The following is a 22,008-nucleotide window of genomic DNA, read 5'->3' as shown; positions in this document are numbered from 1 at the left end:
ATGGTGTGTTTACACTGCAGGCCCGGCGGAGCTGTGTCCGCCTTGCGTCAGCCGCGCTGTGCGTCCTCGTATGGACCGCTGGTGTCTCGGTGGCACAGAGCGCCACCGGTTCGATCGACGGAACCGTCGTCGATCAGACTGGAGCGCGCATTCCCGGCGTGACCGTGTCACTGACCAATCCACAGACGGGTCTCAGCCGCTCGGTCGCCACCGACAGCGCGGGATTGTTTCGGCTTCCCTTGCTGCCGGTGGGTTTCTATGACCTGGTCGCGGAGCTGAGCGGGTTCGAGACGGTGAAGAAGCCGGCGCTCGTCGTGATGGTCGGACAGACGGTCACGCTCCGGATCGAGATGAAACTGGCCGGCGTCGCGCAAGAGGTCGTGGTGACCGGTGCCACACCGGTGCTGGAGACCTCGCGGACCCAGGTCAGTTCGACCGTGAGCGACACGGCCGTTCAGAACCTGCCGGTCAACGGCCGCAACTTCATCGACTTCGCGCTCCTGACGCCTGGTGTCACCAAGGATGTCCGAACAGGTGACCTCAGCTTCGCCGGTCAGCGCGGCACGATGAACAGCCTCGTGGTCGACGGCGCCGACAACAACAACACGTTCTTCGGCCAGACCTTCGGGCGCACCGGCTCTGGACGCGCACCCTACCAGTTCAGCCAGGACGCGGTGAAGGAGTTCCAGGTGAACTCCAACTCGTTCTCGGCGGAGTACGGTCGCGCCGGCGGCGCCGTCATCAATGTCGTCACCAAGTCCGGCACGAACACCCCGAGCGGATCGATCTTCGAGTTCTACCGCGACAAGGTGCTCAACGCGAACAACGCGATCAACGAACTCCGCAAGCTTCCGAAGTCGCCGTATCACTACAACCAGTTCGGCGGCACGTTTGGCGGCCCGATCGTGAAGAATCGTCACTTCTTCTTCTTCAACTACGACGGGCAGCGGAACACGCAGCCGAACCTCGTGTTCCTGAACCTGCCCGCGACGACGCCTGGTGACGCGGCGACGCAGGCGGCGATCGTCAAGCTGCAGCCGCTGGCGACCAGCTGGAACCGCGGGCTCAACCAGGACGTGTTCCTGATCAAGACCGACAGCGAAATCGCGCACGACAACCGGCTGACGGTGCGGTACAACCACCAGAACTTCACCGGCGACGGGTTCGAGAACGGCGGGGCGCAGAACGCCTTCGAGCACACCGGCGCATCGATCGTCCGCACGCGGTCGCTCAACCTGGCGTGGACGTCGATCGTGGGATCGAGCCTGTTCAACGAAGCCAAGTTCCAGTGGGGCCGCGACGAGGAGCCGGGCCAGACGAACAGCGCGAACCCCGAGGCCATCGTGCAGCAGAGCGGGACGACGGTGCTGACGATCGGCCGCAACAACTTCAGCCCCCGTGAGACGACGATCAAGCGATGGCAGGTCGCCGACACGCTCACCTGGGCCCGCGGCGCGCACAAGGTGAAGGGTGGCTTCGATTTTCAGTTCGACGACATCCTCAACTACTTCCCGGGGTTCTTCAGCGGGTCCTACACGTTTCGCAGCCTGGCCTCGTTCAATGGCGGACGGCCCAACGGCGCGAACGAGAGCTACCAGCAGAACTTCGCAGGCCCGGGGACGACAGGGGCGACCAGCAATCCGAACATCCGCGAATACTCGCTGTTCGTGCAGGATGAGTGGAAGCTGCGGCGCGACGTCACGCTGAATGCGGGTCTGCGCTACGACCTCATGAAGACGGCCGCGCCACCGGTGAAGAACCCGGACGCGCAACTGGCCGCAGCCGACATCGACACCAGCCGCCTGAACGCCGACACGAACAACTTCGGCCCCCGACTGGGCGTGGCGTGGAATCCGGAAGGCAAGAAGTACGTGGTGCGCGGGGGGTACGGCATCTTCTACGCCCGCACCCCGTCGATCATGCTCGGCACCGCGCACACGAACAACGGGGTCAACGTCGTCTCGTTGACCTTCCGCGGAGACGCGGTCCCGACCTATCCGAACACCTTCACCTCGATCCCGGCCGGCGGCACGGCCGCGACGCCGAGCATCTTCTACATCGACAAGAACTTCGAGAATGCGCGTGTGCAGCAGGCGAACGCCGCCGTGGAATGGGAGTTCGCCCGAGACACGACGCTGACGGTCACCTACCTGCGGGTGGATGGCAGCGGGCTGCCCCGGTCGATCGATCGCAACACGGGTACGCCGACCTCACGGACCTTCGTGCTCGCCGATGGCGGCACGGTGACCTATCCGTATTTCGGTTCCGACCGCCCGTTCAAGAACTTCCAGCGGGTCATCGCCTTCGAATCGACCGCCGAGTCACACTACAACGGCGTCACGTTCGAGGTGAATCGCCGGTTTGCGAACAGCTTCCAGGCGCGCGTCGCCTACACGCTCGGCCGGGTGATCGACACGGTGCCGGACGCGACCGCTGTCGTGCCCGGCAATGCGGGCGACGATGCGAAGTACGCGTCGAACCCGCAGGACTTCAACGCAGACAAGACCTACGGCAACAACGACCAGCGGCATCGTTTCGTCGTGAGCGGGGTGTTCTCGACCAATGGTGTGGCCGGGAGGATGACGGGTGTGGCGCGGACGCTGGCGATGAACTGGACGGTGAGCGCGATCTTCGCCGCGCAGTCCGGGCAGCCCTACACGGCGCGCGTGGGTGCGGTCGATCTGAACAACGACGGCAACGCCCGCAACGACATCGCGCCGGGCACGGTGCGCAACCAGTTCCGCCTGCCGAACATCGTGACGCTCGATCCCCGCATCCAGCGTGACGTCAATCTGGCTCGCGTCCGCCTGCAGTTCATCGTGGAGGCGTTCAACCTGCTCAATGCGACGAACTACAACGGCGTGGACCAGACCTATTACAGCGTGAGCGGTTCGACGCTGACGCGGAGCACGACATTCGGTACGCCGCTCTCGAGCACGGGCGAGCGGATCGCGCAGTTGGCGATCAAGATGAGTTTCTAGCAGACAGCACGGCTGCAGCGGCCGGTTCACCCGGCCGCTGCAGCGCAGATCGGTTTTCGGGGCCTACTCCCGCCGCGTCGCGTCCTGCCGGATCGATTTCATGTCGTCTCCACCCGGCACCCAGAGGTCAGCGCCCCGCGCCTAGAGTCGGCCGCCCTTGGGTACGACCAGGTGCAGCATTCCCTGTTGTCGGAGCGTCTCGTTGAACGCCGGCACCAGCTTCTGCATCAGCGTGTCGTAGTCCGCCTTCGCGCGGTCGAGGCGCTGGATCAGCAGCGCATGCACCTCGAGTTCAGCGGCGGTCGGAGCGAAGTCCGCGCCGCCGGCGACGTCGGCGGCGCCACTACCCACCTCGGCCGCCAGCCACAGCCACTTCAGATAGAGCTGGATTGGACCCCGGAACGATTTCTGGTCCGCTTCCTCGAGCGTACGCTGGATCAACCGATCCTCGACCGTGCAGGCATCCGAATCGAGCTTGTCGATCGCCCGGATGAGCGCCGCCTGCTCCGGCGTCGGAGCCGGCCTCGGAGGCGTCTGGGATGGCGCCATGTCCTCGCTCTCGGCGCCCCGTCGGCCGCGGCCACTCGTCGGCAACACCGGCGCCGGTGGCACGACGAGCTTCCGCAGGTCCTCGAGCTGCTTCCGCACCCATTCGATCGTGTTCGTCATGTCCGCGACGACGTTGACGTGGTCGCGGATGTCGAGCGCGAGCTTCACCTGCGCCGTGATGTCGGCTTCGGTGCCCGCCGACGACGGATCCTTCCGCACGAGGAGCGGCTGGGCGAACTCCTGTCCATCCACCCGTATTCTCACGGTGTATTCGCCGGGCGAGACGACCGGGCCCTGCTTCACCTGGTCGATCCCGTAGTAGGAGATCGGGCGCCAGTCCATGCCCTTGAAGCGCTTCTCTTCCCACACGTGCGGATTTCCCGGCGGCGTTGTGCGCAACTGGACGTCGATCGTCCGCTCGTACCGCAGGTCCCACCACACGCGGTTCATGCCAGGCCGCCGCGGCCCCGTGAGCTGGCGTACCGTCTTGCCGGCGGCATCGAGAATCGTCAGGCTGACCTCGCTTTTCGGCGCCGCCTTGAGGTAGTAGTTGAGCGACGCGCCGACTGGCGGATTCTGGCCCACGTTCGGATCGAGGCCCGACGAGCCCGTCCGGTTGACGGAGACGAACCGGTAGGCGGGTCGCGGCTTGAAGAAGTGCGCGTTGGACGCGAGCACCTGCGGCGTCAACTGCTGAAGCGGCGTCACGTCGTCGAGGATGTAGAAGCCGCGGCCGTACGTGCCAACGACGAGATCGTTGAAGTGCCCCTGGATCGTCAGCCAGTGGACGGGCGCGTGCGGCATGCCCGTCTGCAGCGGCTGCCAGTTCGCGCCGTCATTGAACGACACGTAGAGCGAATTCTCGGTGCCGAGGTAGAGCAGCCCCTTGCGCACCGGGTCCTCGCGCAGCACGTGCGCGTAGCTGAAGATCGAGCGCGGCACGTCGGCGCCGAGTGACGCCCATGTTCTCCCGAAGTCGGTCGTCCGGTAGATCCAGGGTTCCCGGTTGTTGACCTGGTGCAGATCGACGGCGATGTAGCACGTGCCCGGCTCGTAGCGTGACGGCTCGATGCTGCTCATCGTGCCGTCCGGCGGCAGGCCGGTGATGTTCCTGGTCACGTTCGCCCACGTCTTGCCGCCGTCGCGTGTGACCTGCAGTTGACCGTCGTTGGTGCCCGCCCAGATCTGACCCTTCTCGATTGGTGACTCCGCAATCACGAAGACGAGCGCCCCGTACTCGACGCTCAGGTTGTCGATCGTGAGGCCACCCGAGTTGCCCAGCTTGCTCGTGTCGGCCAGCGAGAGGTCCGGGCTGATCGTGGTCCACGTCTGACCACCGTCGGTGGTCTTGTGAACGTACTGGCTGCCGACGTACACCGTGTTGTGGTCGTGCGGCGAGACGGCAACCGGGAACGTCCAGTTCATCCGCAGCTTCACATCGCCCGCCGGTGCGCCCATCGTCCGCTCGGGCCAAGGGCTGACGCTGCGCGCGTGGCGCGTGCGCAGGTCGAAACGCTCGATCACGCCGGCATAGCAGCCGCTCCAGATGATGTTGTCGTCCACCGGATCCGGGATGTTCCAGCCCGACTCGCATCCGCCCGTCGTCGTCCACAGGCCCGACGGAATTCCGCCGCTCAGGCTGTTGCTCGGTCCGCGGACCGACGCGTAGTCCTGCATGTTGCCGTAGACGAAGTAAGGGATGCGGTTGTCGGTGGCCGCGTGGTAGATCTGGCCGATCGGCAGGCGGAGCGACATCCATTGGCGGCCGTGCGTGGTCGTGATCATCACGCCGAGGTCGTTGCCGATCATCATGCGATCGGGGTTCTTCGGGTCGGCCCACATGTCGTGGTTGTCGCCGCCCCATGGAATCAGCTCGGCCGTCTCCCCGCCGTCGTACGTCACCGACATGCTGTTCGACGGGAAGTAGACCTCGTTGTAGTCGCCAGGCGAGACCATCATGCGCGTGTAGTAGTGCGGACGTTCGTTCAGCAGACGGCTGTGGTTCACCGGCCGCCACCGCTCTCCGCCATCGTCCGAGCGCCAGAGCGAGCCGCGTTGCCCGGTTTCGATGAGTGCGTACACGCGGTTGCCGTTGTTGGGCGCGACCGCAACCGCGATCTTGCCGAGCGGCGATTCCGGCAGGCCGTTGGCGGCAGTCAGGCGACGCCAGGTCGTTCCGCCGTCCCGCGAGACGAACACGCCGCTGCCAGGGCCACCGCTCGTCCGGCCCCATGTCTTGATGTCCACCTGCCACATGCCCGCGAAGAGCACCCGCGGGTTGGAGGGATCCATCGCGACATCCGCGGCGCCCGTGTTCTCGTCCACGAAGAGGACGCGGTCCCATGTCTTGCCGCCATCGAGCGTGCGGTAGACGCCGCGGTCGGTCTGCGGGCCGTAGCAGTGGCCGAGCGCCGCTGCGAACACGATGTCCGGGTTGCGCGGATCGACGATGATGCGGCCGATGCGGCCGCTCTTCTCGAGGCCCATGCGCGTCCAGCTCCGGCCCGCGTCGGTGGACTTGTAGATGCCGTCGCCAATCGAGACGTTGCTGCGAATGAACGTCTCACCCGTGCCCGCCCACACCACGTTTGGATCGCCAGGTGCGATCGCGAGCGAGCCGATCGACTGCGCGGCCTGCGCGTCGAACACCGGGCGCCAGGTGAAGCCGCCATCCATCGACTTCCACACGCCACCCGAGGCGGCCCCGACGTAATAGACGTTCGTGTTGCCCGGCTCGCCGACCACCGCCGCCAGGCGATTGCCGAACGGACCGATGAAGCGATAGCGGAGTTGGTCGAGGTTCGCCACCTCGGCTCTCTGCGCAGTTCCGTGGCTGACCAGCAGACCGACCAGGACCAGCACGACCAACACGACGCGTCTCGACATGTGAGCCTCCGGCGCAGATTCTACGCCACGGCGGTGACCGGCGCCTCGGAATCTCACCATCAAGTTGCCGAGCTCACCAAGACACCAGACATGGATCTGGAGCTTCAGCCGTGCGCGACACTGTGTCCGGATGGGACCGGGTGCCTCCTCGGCGATCCCCGTGTGCCTCGTGGCCGTCCCGGGGGCGCAGGCCGTCGGGTCACTTCGCCAGCAGGCGGAATGCGACGAGCGTGATGTAGCGGGTCCCCTGCTGCTGGCTCATGAACTCGATCGCGTAGTCACCTGGCCGCAGGTCTTTCGTGTCGAGCTCAACGATGTGCGTGCCGCGTGGCGCCGGCACGGGCCGCGACATGGCGTGTTCCACGGGTGCGGCGGCGCCTCGCAGGAGGAGGCGTTCGGCGACGTGCTCGAACTGGCTGCCCATCGTGACCTCGACGCGCACGACGGTGCCCGCACGGTACTGCGCGTTGGCGGTCGGTGTCGGCCCCGACTTCGTGGAGGGCGCTCGCCACAGAACCGCCGTGCCAAAGCCCAGCGCCTGGGCGTCCGCGCACTCGGGCATCGTGACCGGGACAGGCGGCACCTCGATCCTGCCGCCCTTGCGCGCACGTCCCTGGATCTCGACGCGGTACGCGCCAGCCTTCAGAGTCGGCGTCGCAAAGGCGACGAACGCGGCCGGTTTCCACCGCGCAACGAACACATCGGTCGTGCGGCTCAGGCGGTTGTGTTGCTGGTCGACGATGGAGAATGTCAGGTCGGCTCCGCCGCCCCATTCCTCGCCCGTCGTCATCTCGAGGTTCAGTTCAACCACGATCCATGGCTGCGGTTGGAAGGCGCATCCCAAGTCAGACGCCCCGTCCACGCCGGTCGTCCGTGCGTCGGAGGTCATCGCAGCAAACCGGGTTCCGGTCCTGAACCAGAGGGGAGTCCACGGGGACGCGCGGTCGAGGGACGCGAAGGTCATCTCGAGAACGTCCGATGCCGGCAGCGGCCACGAGTCGCCGGCGGACTGCGGCTCGGCGCTGGCGACAGCCCCGACCATGAGGACGGCAAGCGCGAGGAGGGCAATCGCGTCGATGGAGCGTGAACGCATGGCTGGATTCTAAACCCTCAGCTCACATGTGCTGACCATGCTTCGCGCCCTGCCATGGAACGGGCGTTCCCTGCGCGAGACGGTGGTCAACACCACTGAGCCGGAGGGTACTCGGGCAAAGACGGGTATTCTCGCCGACCGCGAACCATCTTACAAATCTGTCATCGCCAGTGGAAGATGGTCCCGAGCCCGTTTCCCCCGTTTGCCAGCGTCTTGTGTCAGAATCCGGCGGTTGTGACCCTGTTGTTGTCCATCTTCACCAACGACGTTCTGCCAATCTTCATCGTCGCCGCCGTCGGCTTCGTGCTGGCGCGCGTGCTGCACGCCGACGTCCGGACGCTGTCTCGCGTCACGTTCAATGTGCTCTCACCGTGCCTGGTCTTCCACCTGCTCGTCACCACGCCGCTGAGCGCCGGTGACTTCGCGCGGATGACCGGGCTCGCCTGGGTGGCCGTCGTCGGTGTCGGGCTCATCGCCCGCGTGGTGGTGCAGCCGTTCAGGCTGGATCGGGCGATGACCAGCGCGTTCCTGCTCGTCGTGATGTTCTCCAACAGCGGCAACTATGGCCTGCCCGTGACGCTGTTCGCGTTCGGCAAGGAAGGGCTCGCCCACGCGACGGTCTACTTCGTCGCCAATGCCGTCGCCACCTACACGCTCGGCGTCTTCCTGGCGTCGGCGGGGCGGCGAAGTGTGGGACAGGCGCTCGCGAACGTGCTGCGCGTGCCGGCCGTATGGGGCGTCGTGGCCGCGGGGCTCGCGCTGCTGCTGGGTGTTCGGCTGCCGCCGGTCGTCATGCGGCCGATCGAACTCCTGAGCGGCGCGGCGCTGCCCGTGATGATCCTCGTGCTCGGGATGCAGTTCGAACGCGGGACCCGGCCGGAGCGTCCCGGCCTGGTTGCGCTGGCCGTCACGCTGTCGCTGGTGGTCACGCCGCTGATTGCGATGGGGGCGGCATGGGTGCTCGGCCTGACCGGAGTGGCGCGTCAGGCCGCGTTGGTGCAGGCCGGCATGCCAAGCGCCGTGCTGACCACGATCCTGGCGCTCGAGTTCGACGTGGCTCCGTCGTTCGTCACCGCGTGCGTGCTGCTCTCGACCCTTGTCAGCCCGATCACGGTGACGTTGCTGATTGCGTGGGTGAAGTAGGACGTCTCGCGCGGGCGCCGACCGATGGAGGAGCGATCACTGTCGGTCCTTCTTGCGGGCCGCCGCGAGGCGCTCGAAGTAACGGGTCCAGGCTTCGAGGCCTTCGTACAGCCGGTTCAGGCGGAAGAACTCGTTCGGCGCATGGTAGTCATCGTCTGCGGTCGCGAACGAGAAGAACACCGTTTCGAGGCCCAGGTCCTGCCGGAACACCTCGCACACCGCCACGGTCGCGCCCATGCGCACGGTGACGGGCGGCTTGCGGTACACCTGCTCGAGAACCTCTGCGGCCACGCGGAGGCCGACGTGATCGGGCGGGACGCGGTACGGCAGCCCGCCGGCCACCTCGCCGAACTGCACGCGTACGCCGGGGAGCAGGCGCGCCTCCAGGTGGCGCTCGACGAGGCGCGCGATTGCCTGCGGGTCCTGGTTCGGCACGAGACGGCAGCTGATCTTCGCGTGCGCATCGGCGGGAATGACCGTCTGGCCGCCCTGCCCGAGATAGCCTCCCCACATGCCGTTCACGTCGAGCGCAGGACGCGTCCACTGCCGTTCGAGCAGGCTGTAGCCCGCTTCGCCGCAGAGTGCGGGCGATCCGTTCTCGCGCAGGTACCGGGCCTCGTCGAACGGGATGGCGGCGATCGCCTGGCGTTCGTCGGCCGACAGTTCGACGACATCGTCGTAGAACCCCGCCACCGCGACGCGGCCGTTGTCGTCGTGCAGGCTGGCGATGAGCCGCGCCAACGCGACTGCGGCGTTGGCGACGCAGCCGCCGTGACGCCCGGAGTGCAGGTCCTTGCTCCCAGAGAGGATCGCCAGTTCGAGTCCCAAGAAGCCGCGGCAGCCGACCGTCAGCGACGGTTCGTCGTGCCGCCACATGGCGCCATCGGTGGACAACACGAAATCCGCGCGCAGCATCTCCGCGTGCTCGCGGATGAAGGGGCCGAGATTCCAGTGGCCGCCCTCCTCGTCGCCTTCGATCAGGAACCTGACGTTGACCGGCAGGCGGCCGGTGGCGGTCAGGAAGGCTTCCACGGTCTTGATGGGAATGATGAGCGGACCCTTGCCGTCGGCGACGCCACGGCCGTAGAGGCGCCCCTTGCGGATGGTCGGCTGGAAGGGATCGCTGACCCATCGTTCTGCGGGACCGGGCGGCTGAACGTCGTAGTGGCCGTGGATGAGCACCGTGGGGGCGCCGGGCGCCTTGACCCACTCGCCGAAGACGACCGGGTGGTCCTCGGTGGAGAACAGCCGAACACGATCGAGCCCGGCGCGCTTCAGGCGATCGGCCACCCAGCGTGCGGCCTTCTCGACGTCGGGCCGGTAATGAGGATCGGCGCTCACGCTCGGGATCGAGGTGAACGCCACCAGTTCGTCGAGGATTTCGTCGCGGTGCGACTCGAGGTAGGCGTACGGTGTCTGAGCCATTTCACGGAATTATACGTGCTATCCTGATGCGCCATGCACATGTCTGCCGCGCACGCTCCGGCCGACTCCACCCAACGGGAACTGCCGCGGGTGCTCGGATTCACCTCCGTCATCGGGATTCTCGTGGGCACCGTGATCGGCTCAGGCATCTTCGTCGCGCCAAACAGAATCGCCGAGCTCGTGCAGTCGCCCCAGTTGATCCTCGCCGTCTGGATCGTCGGCGGCGTGCTGAGCTTCTTCGGCGCGCTGGCCTTTGCCGAGCTCGGGGCGGCGTTCCCGCAGGCCGGTGGCATGTACGTCTATCTGCGCGAGGGCTACGGCCGGCCGCTGGCGTTCCTCTTCGGGTGGACGCTGTTCCTCGTGATCGACTCGGGCGCGATAGCGACGCTGTCGGTGGCGTTCTCGACGCGCTACCTGCCGTACTTCATCCCGCTCTCGCCCTTCGCGTCGAAGATGGTCGCGCTGGCGCTCATCGCGTTCCTGGTCGCCGTGAACATCCTCGGCGTGCGCTACGGGGCCGCGCTTCAGAACCTGCTGATGTTCATCAAGTTCGGCGCGATCGTCGCGGTGTCGGTGGTCGTCTTCTCGTTCGCCAGCGGGAACACGATCAACTTCGTCGAACCTGCCCCCGGCGGGCTCTCCGGCGGCCTGGTGGGGAATTTCGGGGCCGCGTTGGTGCTGTCGCTCTGGGCGTACAAGGGCTGGGAGGCGGTGAGCTTCAGCAGCGGCGAGATCAAGCGTCCCGAGCGGAACATGCCGCTCGGGCTCCTGATCGGGACGACGACTGCCGTCGCGCTGTACATCTCCACCAACCTGGCGTACCTCTACGTGTTCCCCGCGGGCCAGATCGCGAAGTCCACGCGCATCGCGGCTGACGTGATGAACGTGGCCATCGGGCCGATCGGCGCGACGATCATCGCCGCCGTGATCCTCTTCTCGATTACCGGCGCCGCGAACGGCAACGTGCTGACCGCGCCGCGGGTGTTCTTTGCGATGGCCCGCGATGGCCTCTTCTTCAAGAGGTTCGCCGATCTGCACCCGAAGTTGCTCACGCCGCACGTGTCGATCCTCGCCACCGGCGCGTGGGCGGCGGTGCTGAGCGCCACCGGGACGTTCGAGCAACTCGCCACTTACGTCATTTTCGGCCAGTGGATCTTCTTTGGTCTGACCGTCGGGGCTGTGATGGTTCTGCGCCGCACGCGTCCGGATCTGCCACGGCCGTACCGCACGTGGGGCTATCCGGTCACCCCGGTGGTGTTCATCCTGGCGGCGCTGTATATTTCCATCAGTACGCTGATCACGCAGCCGCTGAACGCGCTGGCCGGCCTGGGCATCATCGCGGCGGGTGTCCCGGCATACCTCTACTGGCAGAAGGGCCAGGGCCGGCGGGCCTGAAGGTTCGCCCTGCCGGATGGGGCGCGGACCTTCGGCCCCGCGATCTGCCATGTCTCTTTGGGAAATCCTCGTCATCGCCGTCGGCCTCTCGATGGACGCCTTCGCGGTCGCGCTCGGGGTCGCAGCGAGCAACCGTGCCCGCGGAGTCCGCGCCACGTTCCGACTCTCGTTCCACTTCGGCCTGTTCCAGTTCCTGATGCCGGTGTGCGGGTGGATGCTGGGCTCGCGGGTCGCGCCGTACATCGGGTCGGTCGATCACTGGATTGCGTGTGGGCTGCTCGTCGTGGTCGGCGGACGGATGATTCGCGAGGCTCTCGGCGGGGAGGACGTCGATCCACGCGATCCGAGTCGGGGCATGAGGCTCATGGTGCTGTCGGTCGCCACCAGCATCGATGCGCTGGCCATCGGCCTCACGCTGGCCATGCTCGGCAGCGGGATCTGGTACGCCAGCCTCATCATCGGCTGCGTGACCGCCGGCCTGTCCCTGCTTGGGATCCTCGTCGGCAGCCGGCTGGGGCGGGCGTTCGGCCGCCGAATGGAGATTGCCGGCGGCGTGACGCTCATCGTGATCGGCCTGCGCATCATGGCGCAGCACACGCTGTGAGGGGAGCGGCATGGGCACAGTGATGTGAGTGGCTGGGCGTCCCGTCCGTGGCGGGCGGGCGCGGAGGCCCGCCGCCACCGAACGTTCGACTGGATGCGGCTGGCGGTAGAATGGCGTGTCGTGTATAGAGGAGAACGATTCAACAGCATCACGCACCTGGTCGGAGCCAGCCTGGCGGTCGTCGGCCTGGTTCTGCTGGTCGTGCAGGCCAGCCGGGCCGGTGACGCACGGAAGCTCGTGAGCTTCAGCATCTACGGCGCAACGCTGGTCGCGCTGTATACCTTCTCGACGCTCTACCACAGCCTGAAGGGGACGCCGAAGCGCATCTTCCGCCAACTGGACCATACCGCCATCTATCTGCTCATCGCGGGCACGTATACCCCGGTCACGCTCGTGGTGCTGCGCGGTCAGCTCGGCTGGTGGCTGCTGTGCGCGGTGTGGGCACTGGCGATCGTCGGCGCCGCGCAGGAGTTCCGGCACGTGAAGGGTGAGCGCGTGCTCTCGGTCGTGATCTATGTGGCGATGGGCTGGCTGGGGATCCTGGCGTTCAGGCCCCTGGTGGCGGGCCTCGGGCCGGCCGGCCTCGCCTGGCTCGTCGGGGGAGGCGTCTGCTACACAGGGGGCATCGCCTTCTACGCCTTCGACAAACGCCTGCCGGTCTTTCACGGCATTTGGCATCTGTTCGTGCTCGCAGGTAGTATTGCGCATTACGTGGTCGTGTTGGCCTTCATCGCGTAACGCCCGCCGCACGCCACGGCTGCCGACTCACCGGCAGTCCGATTCCTAGTCGCCTCTCTTCGGCAAGGCAGTTCTATGCAGCTCACTCGTGCAGCAGACTACGGCGTCCGGGTCATGATCCACCTCGCCAGCGACGAGAACAGCGCGCGTGCCAGTCTGACCGATCTGGCCGCCGCTGCTGAAGTGTCGCCGGCCTTCCTGTCGAAGGTCCTCCAGCGGCTGGTCCGGGCCGGCCTCGTCGCGTCGCGTCGCGGCAAGCATGGCGGCTTCGAGATCGTCGAGCGCGGCCGCCGATCGTCCCTGCTCGACATTCTGCGCGCGCTCGAAGGTGTGCCGGAACTGAACGTCTGCCTGCTGTCGGGCGGCTGCCACCGCAGCCCGACGTGCCCAGCGCATCCAGTCTGGCGCGAAGTGGAGCGGCACATGCACGCGCTCCTCTCGGACGCCACGCTCGACAGACTCGTGGCGAACGCCCACGAGCGAGAGAAGGCCGGCGCCTCCTGAGCGCCAGTCCGATGAACGGCCCCTGGCTCCTCGGCCTCGACATCGGGAGTTCCTTCATCAAGGCGGCGCTGATCGATGCCGCGAGTGGGACGCTCGTGGCGCGCGCAGCGGCACCGGAACGCGAGATGACGATCCGCGCGCCGCAGCCGGGTTGGGCCGAACAGGATCCCGAGCACTGGTGGAGCCACGCCGTCCGCGCCGCGCGCCTCGCGTTGCAGGAGGCCAACGCCCCACCCGGCATCGTTTCGGCCATCGGCATCTCGTACCAGATGCACGGCCTGGTCGTCGTCGATCGCCACCTGCGGGTGCTGCGGCCCGCGATCATCTGGTGCGACGGGCGCGCGGTGGGCATCGGGGAGCGGGCATTCGCGACCATCGGGCCGCTCAGTTGCCTCGCGCGGCTGCTGAACTCGCCCGGCAACTTCACCGCCTCGAAGCTCGCATGGGTCAAGGAGCACGAGCCGGCCACCTACGCCGCGATCCACAAGGCCATGCTCCCGGGCGACTACCTCGCCATGCGGCTGACGGGCGAGGCCACCACGACGCCGTCGGGGTTGTCCGAGGGTGTGCTGTGGGACTTTCTCGACCAGACCGTCTCGTCCGATGTGCTCGAGGCGCTCGGTCTCGACCCGTCGCTGATCTGCCGTCAGGTGCCGACGTTCGGCGTGCAAGGTGAACTGACGGCCGCCGCCGCCGCGGCACTGGGACTGCGCCCCGGGATACCCGTCTCCTACCGCGCCGGCGACCAGCCCAACAACGCGTTCTCACTGAACGTCCTCGAACCTGGAGAAGTGGCCGCGACGGCGGGCACATCCGGTGTGGTGTACGGCGTAGGCTGCGAGGCGCGATGGGACAGTGCGTCGCGAGTCAACACGTTCCTCCACGTGAATCACACGCCGGCCGTGCCGCGCTACGGCGTCCTGCTGTGCGTGAACGGCACCGGGTCACTGAACAGCTGGCTGAACCGGACGCTCGGCCGGAACCTCTCCTACGACGAAATGAACCGACTTGCGGAGACGGCGCCGGTGGGTTCGGATGGGCTGACGATGCTGCCGTTCGGCAACGGAGCCGAGCGAACACTGGGCAACCGCGACCCCGGTGCGTCGCTGTTCGGCCTTTCGTTCGCGCGCCACGATCTGGCGCACGTCTGCCGCGCGGCGCAGGAGGGCATCGTGTTCGCCCTGAACTACGGCATCGACATCATGCGTGAGATGGGTGTGGACGTGCGGGCGGTCCGTGCAGGCCGGTCGAACCTGTTCCTCAGCCCGTTGTTCGCGCGGGCCTTTGCCGACACGTCGGGGGCGGCCGTGGAACTCATCGACACCGATGGCGCGCAGGGTGCCGCGCGCGGTGCGGGTGTCGGTGTGGGCGTGTACGCGACGCCTGCCGATGCCGCCATCGGTCTGACCGCCTGCGCGCGGATCGAGCCCGACAGCACGACCCGCGCCCGTTACCGTGAAGCCTACGACCGCTGGCTCACCGCTCTCCGCCAGCACGTCCTTGGCGCGTAGTACGTCGCACGCGCACCGATCACGCTTCATCGAGGAGCCGCCGCTGCCCCGTCAGCGCCCGGATCCCGGTTACGTCCTGGACCACCTCGAGCGTGCCGAGGTACTCACCCCCGGGGTTCCGGACGGGGACGTAGCGGATGTGAATCATCCGGCCGCCCATCTCGATCCAGAACTCCGCGACCTGCCGGGTGCCCGCCTTGAAGTCGGCCAGGATCCGGTTCACCAGATGCACGCTCTTCTGCGGATGACAATTCTGCACCGCTGTGCCGATCGCGCCTCGGGTACGAGGGAAGATCTTGGTGCCGTTCTCGTGGCTGAAGTAGCGCACGCGGTCGTCACGATCCACGAAGGAGAGTTCGACCGGCAACGTGTTCAGGATCGCCGCCAGCACGTCGCGCTCGACGCCGAACGAGAGGTCCTCGATCCCGCCCTCATTGATGATCCGATCGGCCAGCGCGTAGTACTTGGCGCGGGTGTCGGGTCCCACCGACGCTTCCGTGGCTGCGATCCCGGCGACCACCGCCTCCGCATCGGCGTTGCTCATCACCCGGCGCGCCATGGGGTAGAGGATGTCGTTCTCCTTCCAGAAATGGCCCTTGAGCAACTCGGCGTACTGGGCGAACACCGCGCGGAGTTCGTCGATCACCGCGGCGTTGCCGGTCAGGTATTCGTCCACGAGAGCGACAAACCTCGGCAGCAGCGACCGATTCTGATCGTGCTCCGATAGCATGACCGCGAGCGGGCCGCCATGACGCGGGATCCCTCGCTGCTCGATCAGTGGAAAGAGGTGGTCTTCTTCCTTCTTGTTGTGGCACCCATCGACGTACTCCTGGAAGTAGCGGGCCGCGTCGCGGAGCGTGGCGGGCGACGGGCGGTCGGCGGTGAGCGCACGCTCGACGGCATCGAAGACCTTCTCAGTGGTCTGGTGGTCGTTCATCAACAGGTCCGACCAGGATTCCGGCATCGGTCTCTCCTCGGTGAGCAGGGAACCGGGACAACGCTGAAGCGCCGCCGGCCCGCGGTGGTCCAACCAGGACGAGGCACTCGCGCGACGCGACACCCGACAGTCTGCCGCATCTGAACCGGATCGCCATATGATGCAGGTCATACCCGCTTCTACGGCACCGCGCTCTCCTGTAGAATGCCTCCATTTGCAGGTTCCCGTCCTCGATTGAACGGCGAAGGCAACCCAACAGGGCCGCCCTGTCCCGGTCACGGCTGCAAGGCCGAGGTGGCGGCGTGGCGTCCTCTCGAAAGGATACCGTTTTGACCAGCACTCCCGTGGCGACACGGCTGCCACTCTGCGCGTTCCTCGTGATCATCGCCCTCGCCTGTGTGACGACAGCGGTCGGTGCACAGTCGGGTCCAACGGCGCCTCCGCCGAAGCCGGCGACGCCGGCCAGCCAGGCGGCGAAGGGCGGGTCGCCCGCAACACCCGAGAACGACGTCCTGCCATCCCGGCCGGTATACGGCAGTTTCTTCGGATCCGAAGCGCTGCACGATCTCCCGACCTCGCGGACGATCTGGTCGCTGATTGAAACCGCCGACGCGATGGTGGTGGTGGATCGCATCCAGAACGGTGGCCTCTACCTCGGCGAAACCCCGCGGCTGGGCAGTTGGGGTAGTTCGTGGACGCAGGTCGGCTTCTCGATGGACGGTCTCGATCTCACCGATCCGGATCGCACGGGCACGCCGCTGCTGCGGCCGGAACTCGAGGTGCTGCAGGCCGTCAGCGTGTCCTCCGTGTTCCTGCCCGCAGAGGCGTCCGGCTCGGGTCCGGTCGTGAGGCTCTTTGCCCGGCGCCCCTCCGACTCGTGGCGAGCAACGGTTCAGGCCTCCCTCCTGCCGCATGCCCTCCAAGGTGAGAACTCGCTTCCGACGGCGCCGTCGATCGCGAAGTTCGGGTCGGCCGCCGATGGCAGTCTGCTGATTGCCGGGCCTGTCGTCCCTGGTCGTCTCGGCCTGCTGATGTCGGCGCGGACGGCCACGACGAGCCGGTTCGAGCGGAACGATCCCGCCGAACTTCACAGCCGTGCCACGTCGCTGTTCATGCACGGTGTGTTCACCCCGTCCGCCGACAGCCAGCTTCGGATCGTCGCGAGCCTGGACGGGGCGCGCCACCCGTTCGATGGCCGGGTGCGATTTGCGGATCGGAGTGTCAGCGGCAGCGAGCGCTACTGGCACCTGCACGGCGTGTGGGAGCGGCTGCAGGCCGGCGCCTCGACCATCAGCGCCGTGATTGGCTATCAGCGTGGCGTGTATAGCGGACCGGATGGCACGCTCGGAGTCCCGACCGTCGCCACGGTGGAACGCCTGAAGGACGGTCCGGTGCCTCAGTTGATGGGGGCCGACAAGGAGACGCACGCCCGGATCGACGGGGCACTGCGCTTTCAATGGATTCCTGGCGGCCCGTCCGGGCGGCACCGCGTCAACGTCGGGGTCTCGCTGAGCCGCCAGTCGTCCATCACCGATTCGGTGACCCCGGCCGTCATCGGTGAACTGGTCGACGGGCTTCCCGCGCGCATCTGGCGGTACTCGTTCGGCGGCTCGACGCCGCGGGAAAGCACCGACCTGGCGGCCTGGGTGGACAGCCGGCTGGCGCTCGGTTCGCGACTCAATCTCAATGCCGCAGCCCGCATCGAATCGACGCGCGCAAGCCTTTCGGGTACATCGACCGGCGCGTCGATCGCCTGGAACACGATCCTGCCGCGCGTCGCGCTCCGGTACCAGTTCACCGACAGCGGCAGGGTCTCGGCGTTCTTCGGCTACGCCGCGCACCGCGATCGACTGCCGCTCAACTACCTGGCGTACGGAGACCCGGCTGGCCTGAGCGCGCAGGTGTACCGGTGGAACGACACCAACCGCGATCGCATCGCGCAGAGCAGTGAGACGGGTCCCCTGGTGTCGGTCATCGGACCGGGTGGCGGCCTGTCGTCGATCGATCCCGACTTGCGCGCCCCCGTGAGCGACGAAATTGCTTTCGGCTTCCAGGCGAAGTTCGGCCGGCACTGGCTGGGACGTCTGAGCGCGATCGATCGCCGCGCCCGTGATCTGGTCGCGCCGGTGAACGTCGGCGTTACTGCCTCCGACTACGCGATCATCCAGCTCTGGGATCGCGGCAACGACTTCGTGAACCCGGCCGACGACCGGTATCTCCAGGTCTACAACCGAAACCCGGCCAGCTTCGGGCGTGATCGCTATCTGCTGACGAACGGCCCCGACGCCACGGGACGGTACGTCGGCATCGATCTGGCCGTCGAGCGGCTGTTCGACGGCCGGTGGCACATGATGTTCGGCGGCAGCGCGCATCGATCGGACGGGTACGGTGGGAACCGTGGATTCCTCGTCACCGAGAACGACGTGGGCGTCCTGGGCGAGGCGTTCGAGAATCCCAACGCGCTCACCTATGATCGGGGCCGCCTGTTCTTCGATCGCGGCTACGTCGTCAAGTGGTCGGCCGGGGGGATGTTCGCGCACGATCTCTACGTCGGCGCCATCGCCCGGTATCAGGACGGCCAGCAGTTCGCGCGGATGGTGATCGTCCCGAATCTGAACCAGGGACCGGAGGCCATCCAGGGCCACACCCGCGGACAGACGCGGTTCACCTTCGTCGGAACGGTGGACGCCCGCGTCGAGAAGGGATTGCGCTTCGGGTCGCGGCGGCTCGCGCTCGTCGTCGAGGTGTTCAACATCCTCAACACCGGCAAGGAGGTCGAGGAGGACCCGACCGTCACGCGCGACTACCGCGCGACGACGGCTGTCGAGCCGCCGCGCGCCTTCCGGCTGGGTCTGCGGTTCGACTTTTGATTGCCAGACGGAGGTCATCTCGTGAAACGTACCGTCCTGCTCGTCGCCATCGTCGTCTCGATCGCGGTACTCGGCAGCCTCGTCCTGTACGCGCAGGCGCCAGCCGGGGGAGTCCAGAAGTCGGGAGGCGGGAAGTCGGCGGCGGACGCCGCCAAGGACCCGATGACCGCCGACACCTTCAGCGGACTCGAGTTGCGGAACATCGGACCGGCCGTCACTTCGGGCCGGGTGATCGATATCGCCGTCCAGCCCGACCGTCGCACGACCTGGTACGTCGCCACGGTCGGCGGCGTCTGGAAGACGGTGAATGCCGGCGTATCGTGGACGCCGGTCTTCGACGCGCAGGGCTCGTTCTCGATCGGCTGCGTCACCATCGACCCGCGCGAGCCGCAGGTCGTGTGGGTGGGCACGGGCGAGAACAACAGCCAGCGGAGCGTGTCGTACGGCGACGGCGTCTACAAGTCGATCGACGGTGGGAAGAACTGGGAACGCGTTGGCCTGAAGGACTCGATGCACGTCGGGAAGATCCTGGTCGACCCGCGCCACTCGAACGTCGTCTACGTGGCCGCGATGGGGTCGCTCTGGTCGTCCGGCGGCGACCGCGGTGTCTACAAGACGACCGATGGCGGCGCCACCTGGAAGGCCGTGCTGACGATCAGTGAGAACACGGGCGCCAGCGATCTGGCGCTCGACCCGCGCAACCCGGACGTCCTCTATGCGTCGGCCTACCAGCGCCGTCGCCACGTCTGGACGTTGATTGATGGCGGCCCCGAGTCGGCCATCTACAAGACGACGGATGCCGGCGCCACGTGGAAGAAGCTCGAGAACGGGTTGCCGAAGGAGGACCTCGGCCGCATCGGCCTCGCCGTCTCGCCGGTCGATCCCGACGTCGTGTATGCGATCGTCGAGGCGGCCAACAAGGCTGGCGGCTTCTTCCGCTCGACCGATCGCGGCGCGAGCTGGGAGAAGATGAGCAGCTACGTGTCCGGCGGCCCGCAGTATTACAACGAGCTGGTTCCCGATCCGAAGAACGTCGACCGCGTCTACTCGATGGACGTCTACATGCAGGTCACGCACGACGGCGGGAAGACGTTCCAGAACGCCGGCGAGCGCTGGAAGCACGTGGACAACCACGCGCTCTGGATCGATCCGAGCGACACCGATCACCTGGTCAACGGCAACGACGGCGGCGTCTACGAGAGCTTCGACCGGGCGAGGAGCTGGGCGTTCAAGGCCAATCTGCCGATCACGCAGTTCTACCGCGTCGCGGTGGACAACTCGAAGCCGTTCTACTACGTCTACGGCGGCACCCAGGACAATACCTCGCTCGGCGGTCCGTCCAGAACGACGACCGACCACGGCATCACGAACGACCTCTGGTTCGTCACCACGGGCGGCGACGGATTCGTCAGCCGCGTCGATCCCGAGGATCCGAACATCGTCTACGCCGAGTCGCAGCACGGCGTGTTGGTGCGTTTCGACCGCCGGACGGGCGAGCAGATCGATATCCAGCCGCAGGCCGGCAGGGATGAGGCACCGCTCCGCTGGAACTGGGACTCGCCGCTCATCATCAGCCCCCACTCGCACACCCGCCTCTACTTCGCCGCGCAGCGCCTATTCCGCTCGGACGACCGGGGGAACTCCTGGACGCCAGTCGGTGCCGACCTGACCCGCCAGATCGATCGTAATGCCCTCAAGGTGATGGGACGGGTGTGGACGGTCGATGCGGTGGCCAAGAACAGCTCCACGTCGTTCTACGGCAACATCGTCTCGCTCGCCGAGTCGCCCGTGAAAGAAGGCCTCCTTTACGTGGGGACCGACGACGGGCTCGTGCAGGTGAGCGAGGACGGCGGAAAGTCGTGGCGGAGGATCGAGAAGTTCCCCGGCGTGCCGGAGAACACGTATGTCTCGCGGATCGAGCCGTCACCGCGCGACGCGGACACGGTCTACGCCGCCTTCGACAATCACAAGACAGGCGATCTGAAGCCGTACCTGCTGAAGAGCACGGACCGCGGCCGCACGTGGACCTCCATGGTCGGCAACCTGCCCGAACGTGGCTCGGTGTACGTCGTCGTGGAGGACCCGGAGAGGTCGAACCTGTTGTTTGCCGGCACCGAGTTCGGGCTGTTCTTCACGGTGGACGGCGGGCGGAAGTGGATTCCGCTCAAGGGCGGTCTGCCCACGATTGCGGTGCGGGACATCACGGTTCAGAAGCGAGAGACCGACCTGGTGATCGCGACGTTCGGCCGGGGCTTCTACATTCTGGACGACTACACGCCGCTGCGCCGCGTGACCCCGGAGTTGCTGGGACAGGACGGCGCGATCTTCCCGGCCAGGTCGGCTTGGATGTACGTGCCCTCGTTCCCGCTCGGTCTCCGCGGCAAAGCGTTCCTGGGCGAGTCGCTGTACGCGGCGCCCAACCCGCCGTTCGGGGCCGTGTTCACCTACTACCTGAAGGAAGGGCTCCAGACCAGGCGTCAGGCACGTCAGGCGCAGGAGAAGAAGGCGGCGAAGGCCGGCGGTGACGTCACGTCTCCGAGCTGGGAGGTGCTGCGGGCGGAGGATCGCGAGGAGGCACCGGCGGTCGAATTGACCGTCACCGACGTGACCGGCAACGTGGTCCGACGCATTGGTGCTCCGACGAGCGCGGGCTTCCATCGCGTGGCGTGGGACCTCCGCTTCCCGCCAGCGGATCCGGCGGACACGCAGCCGCCAGTCTCGCTCGAGGATGACCTCTTCTCGTCGCCGCCTGTCGGGCCGATGGTGGCGCCCGGTACCTACCGGGTGTCGCTGGCGAAGCGTGTCGAGGGCAAGGTGATCTCGATCGGCGAGGCCCAGTCGTTCCAGGCGGTGCCCCTCGGTACCGCGAGCCTGCCGCCGGCCGATCGCGCCGCGGTGCTCGAATTCGAGCAAAAAACGGCCCGGCTGCAGCGCGCAGTGCTCGGCGCTTCACAGGCAGCGAGCGACCTCCGGAAGGAACTGACGCTCGTGCGCAAGGCCCTGGCCGACTCGCCGAAGGCCGATGAGAAGCTGGTCGGTGACGTGCAGGCGCTCGATGCCCGTCTGCGCGACATCCAGCTGGCGCTCAACGGCGACACGGTGCTGCGCCGGTACAGCGAGGCCACGCCGCCGTCGATTGTCGAGCGGGTCCAGGGCATCGTGGCCGGTCACTGGACCGCAACGTCTGCACCCACCGAGACTCACCGGCGCTCGTACCAGATCTCGAGTGAGCTCTTCGCGCCGGTGCTCGAGCAACTGAAGACGATCATGGAGCTGGACATGAAGACCCTCCAGGGACGTCTCGAGGCGATTGGCGCGCCGTGGACACCCGGGCGCGTCCCGAGGTGGACGCCGGAGCGCTAGTCGTGGACG

The 22,008-nt window shown here is 66.9% G+C and carries 13 protein-coding genes; 9 read left to right on the top strand and 4 right to left on the bottom strand.

Going from position 1 to position 22,008, the window contains the following annotated elements; genetic code table 11:
- Positions 1–5 precede the first annotated feature (5 nt).
- Entirely contained in the window at positions 6–2,981 is a 2,976-nt protein-coding gene (locus VGK32_23320) for a carboxypeptidase regulatory-like domain-containing protein (GenBank protein ID HEY3384703.1), read from the top strand.
- Positions 2,982–3,122: 141 nt separating this feature from the next.
- On the opposite strand, the gene VGK32_23315 is transcribed toward VGK32_23320, so the two are convergent.
- Both VGK32_23315 and VGK32_23310 read right to left on the bottom strand, forming a co-directional pair.
- A complete protein-coding gene (locus tag VGK32_23315) occupies positions 3,123–6,416 on the bottom strand; it encodes a hypothetical protein (GenBank protein HEY3384702.1) in 3,294 nt (1,097 codons plus the stop codon).
- A gap of 199 nt (positions 6,417–6,615) precedes the next feature.
- Entirely contained in the window at positions 6,616–7,509 is an 894-nt protein-coding gene (locus VGK32_23310) for a hypothetical protein (protein HEY3384701.1), read from the bottom strand.
- Positions 7,510–7,743: 234 nt separating this feature from the next.
- Here VGK32_23310 and VGK32_23305 point away from each other — a divergent pair, with 234 nt between their 5' ends.
- The gene (locus VGK32_23305; GenBank protein HEY3384700.1) at positions 7,744–8,652 is read left to right on the top strand and encodes an AEC family transporter; all 909 of its coding nucleotides are present in this window, start codon (positions 7,744–7,746) and stop codon (positions 8,650–8,652) included.
- Positions 8,653–8,688: 36 nt separating this feature from the next.
- Here the strand turns inward: VGK32_23305 and VGK32_23300 are convergent, their stop codons facing one another.
- On the bottom strand, positions 8,689–10,077 hold the full coding sequence (locus VGK32_23300; protein HEY3384699.1) for a dipeptidase: 1,389 nt from the start codon (positions 10,075–10,077) through the stop codon (positions 8,689–8,691).
- A 33-nt stretch (positions 10,078–10,110) separates the two neighbouring features.
- On the opposite strand from VGK32_23300, the gene VGK32_23295 reads away from it, so the two are divergent.
- The 5 genes from VGK32_23295 to VGK32_23275 all read left to right on the top strand — a co-directional run bounded on the left by VGK32_23295 (position 10,111) and on the right by VGK32_23275 (position 14,829).
- Positions 10,111–11,472 carry an amino acid permease gene (locus VGK32_23295; GenBank protein HEY3384698.1) on the top strand — a complete coding sequence of 454 codons (1,362 nt, stop codon included), beginning with the start codon at positions 10,111–10,113 and terminating at the stop codon, positions 11,470–11,472.
- A 49-nt stretch (positions 11,473–11,521) separates the two neighbouring features.
- Complete coding sequence (locus VGK32_23290) at positions 11,522–12,076, top strand: manganese efflux pump MntP family protein (protein HEY3384697.1); 555 nt, start codon at positions 11,522–11,524, stop codon at positions 12,074–12,076.
- A gap of 120 nt (positions 12,077–12,196) precedes the next feature.
- Positions 12,197–12,814, top strand: coding sequence for a hemolysin III family protein (locus VGK32_23285; protein ID HEY3384696.1), 618 nt, complete (start codon positions 12,197–12,199; stop codon positions 12,812–12,814).
- 75 nt (positions 12,815–12,889) lie between these two features.
- Positions 12,890–13,318 (top strand): Rrf2 family transcriptional regulator, encoded by a 429-nt coding sequence (locus VGK32_23280; protein ID HEY3384695.1) that lies wholly within the window; start codon positions 12,890–12,892, stop codon positions 13,316–13,318.
- 11 nt (positions 13,319–13,329) lie between these two features.
- Complete coding sequence (locus tag VGK32_23275; protein HEY3384694.1) at positions 13,330–14,829, top strand: FGGY family carbohydrate kinase; 1,500 nt, start codon at positions 13,330–13,332, stop codon at positions 14,827–14,829.
- 19 nt (positions 14,830–14,848) lie between these two features.
- Here the strand turns inward: VGK32_23275 and VGK32_23270 are convergent, their stop codons facing one another.
- Entirely contained in the window at positions 14,849–15,793 is a 945-nt protein-coding gene (locus tag VGK32_23270; GenBank protein HEY3384693.1) for a PAS domain-containing protein, read from the bottom strand.
- A gap of 302 nt (positions 15,794–16,095) precedes the next feature.
- Here VGK32_23270 and VGK32_23265 point away from each other — a divergent pair, with 302 nt between their 5' ends.
- Together VGK32_23265 and VGK32_23260 are read left to right on the top strand one after the other, a co-directional pair.
- Positions 16,096–18,636, top strand: a complete 2,541-nt coding sequence (locus VGK32_23265) for a hypothetical protein (protein ID HEY3384692.1) — start codon at positions 16,096–16,098, stop codon at positions 18,634–18,636.
- A gap of 21 nt (positions 18,637–18,657) precedes the next feature.
- Entirely contained in the window at positions 18,658–21,999 is a 3,342-nt protein-coding gene (locus VGK32_23260) for a hypothetical protein (GenBank protein ID HEY3384691.1), read from the top strand.
- The last annotated feature ends 9 nt before the right edge of the window (positions 22,000–22,008 follow it).

The organism is Vicinamibacterales bacterium (genome assembly GCA_036504215.1).
In the GTDB taxonomy this organism is placed as follows: domain Bacteria; phylum Acidobacteriota; class Vicinamibacteria; order Vicinamibacterales; family Fen-181; genus FEN-299.
The sequence above is the reverse complement of the archived record's forward strand: the minus strand, read 5'-3'. Positions and strand labels throughout refer to the sequence as shown.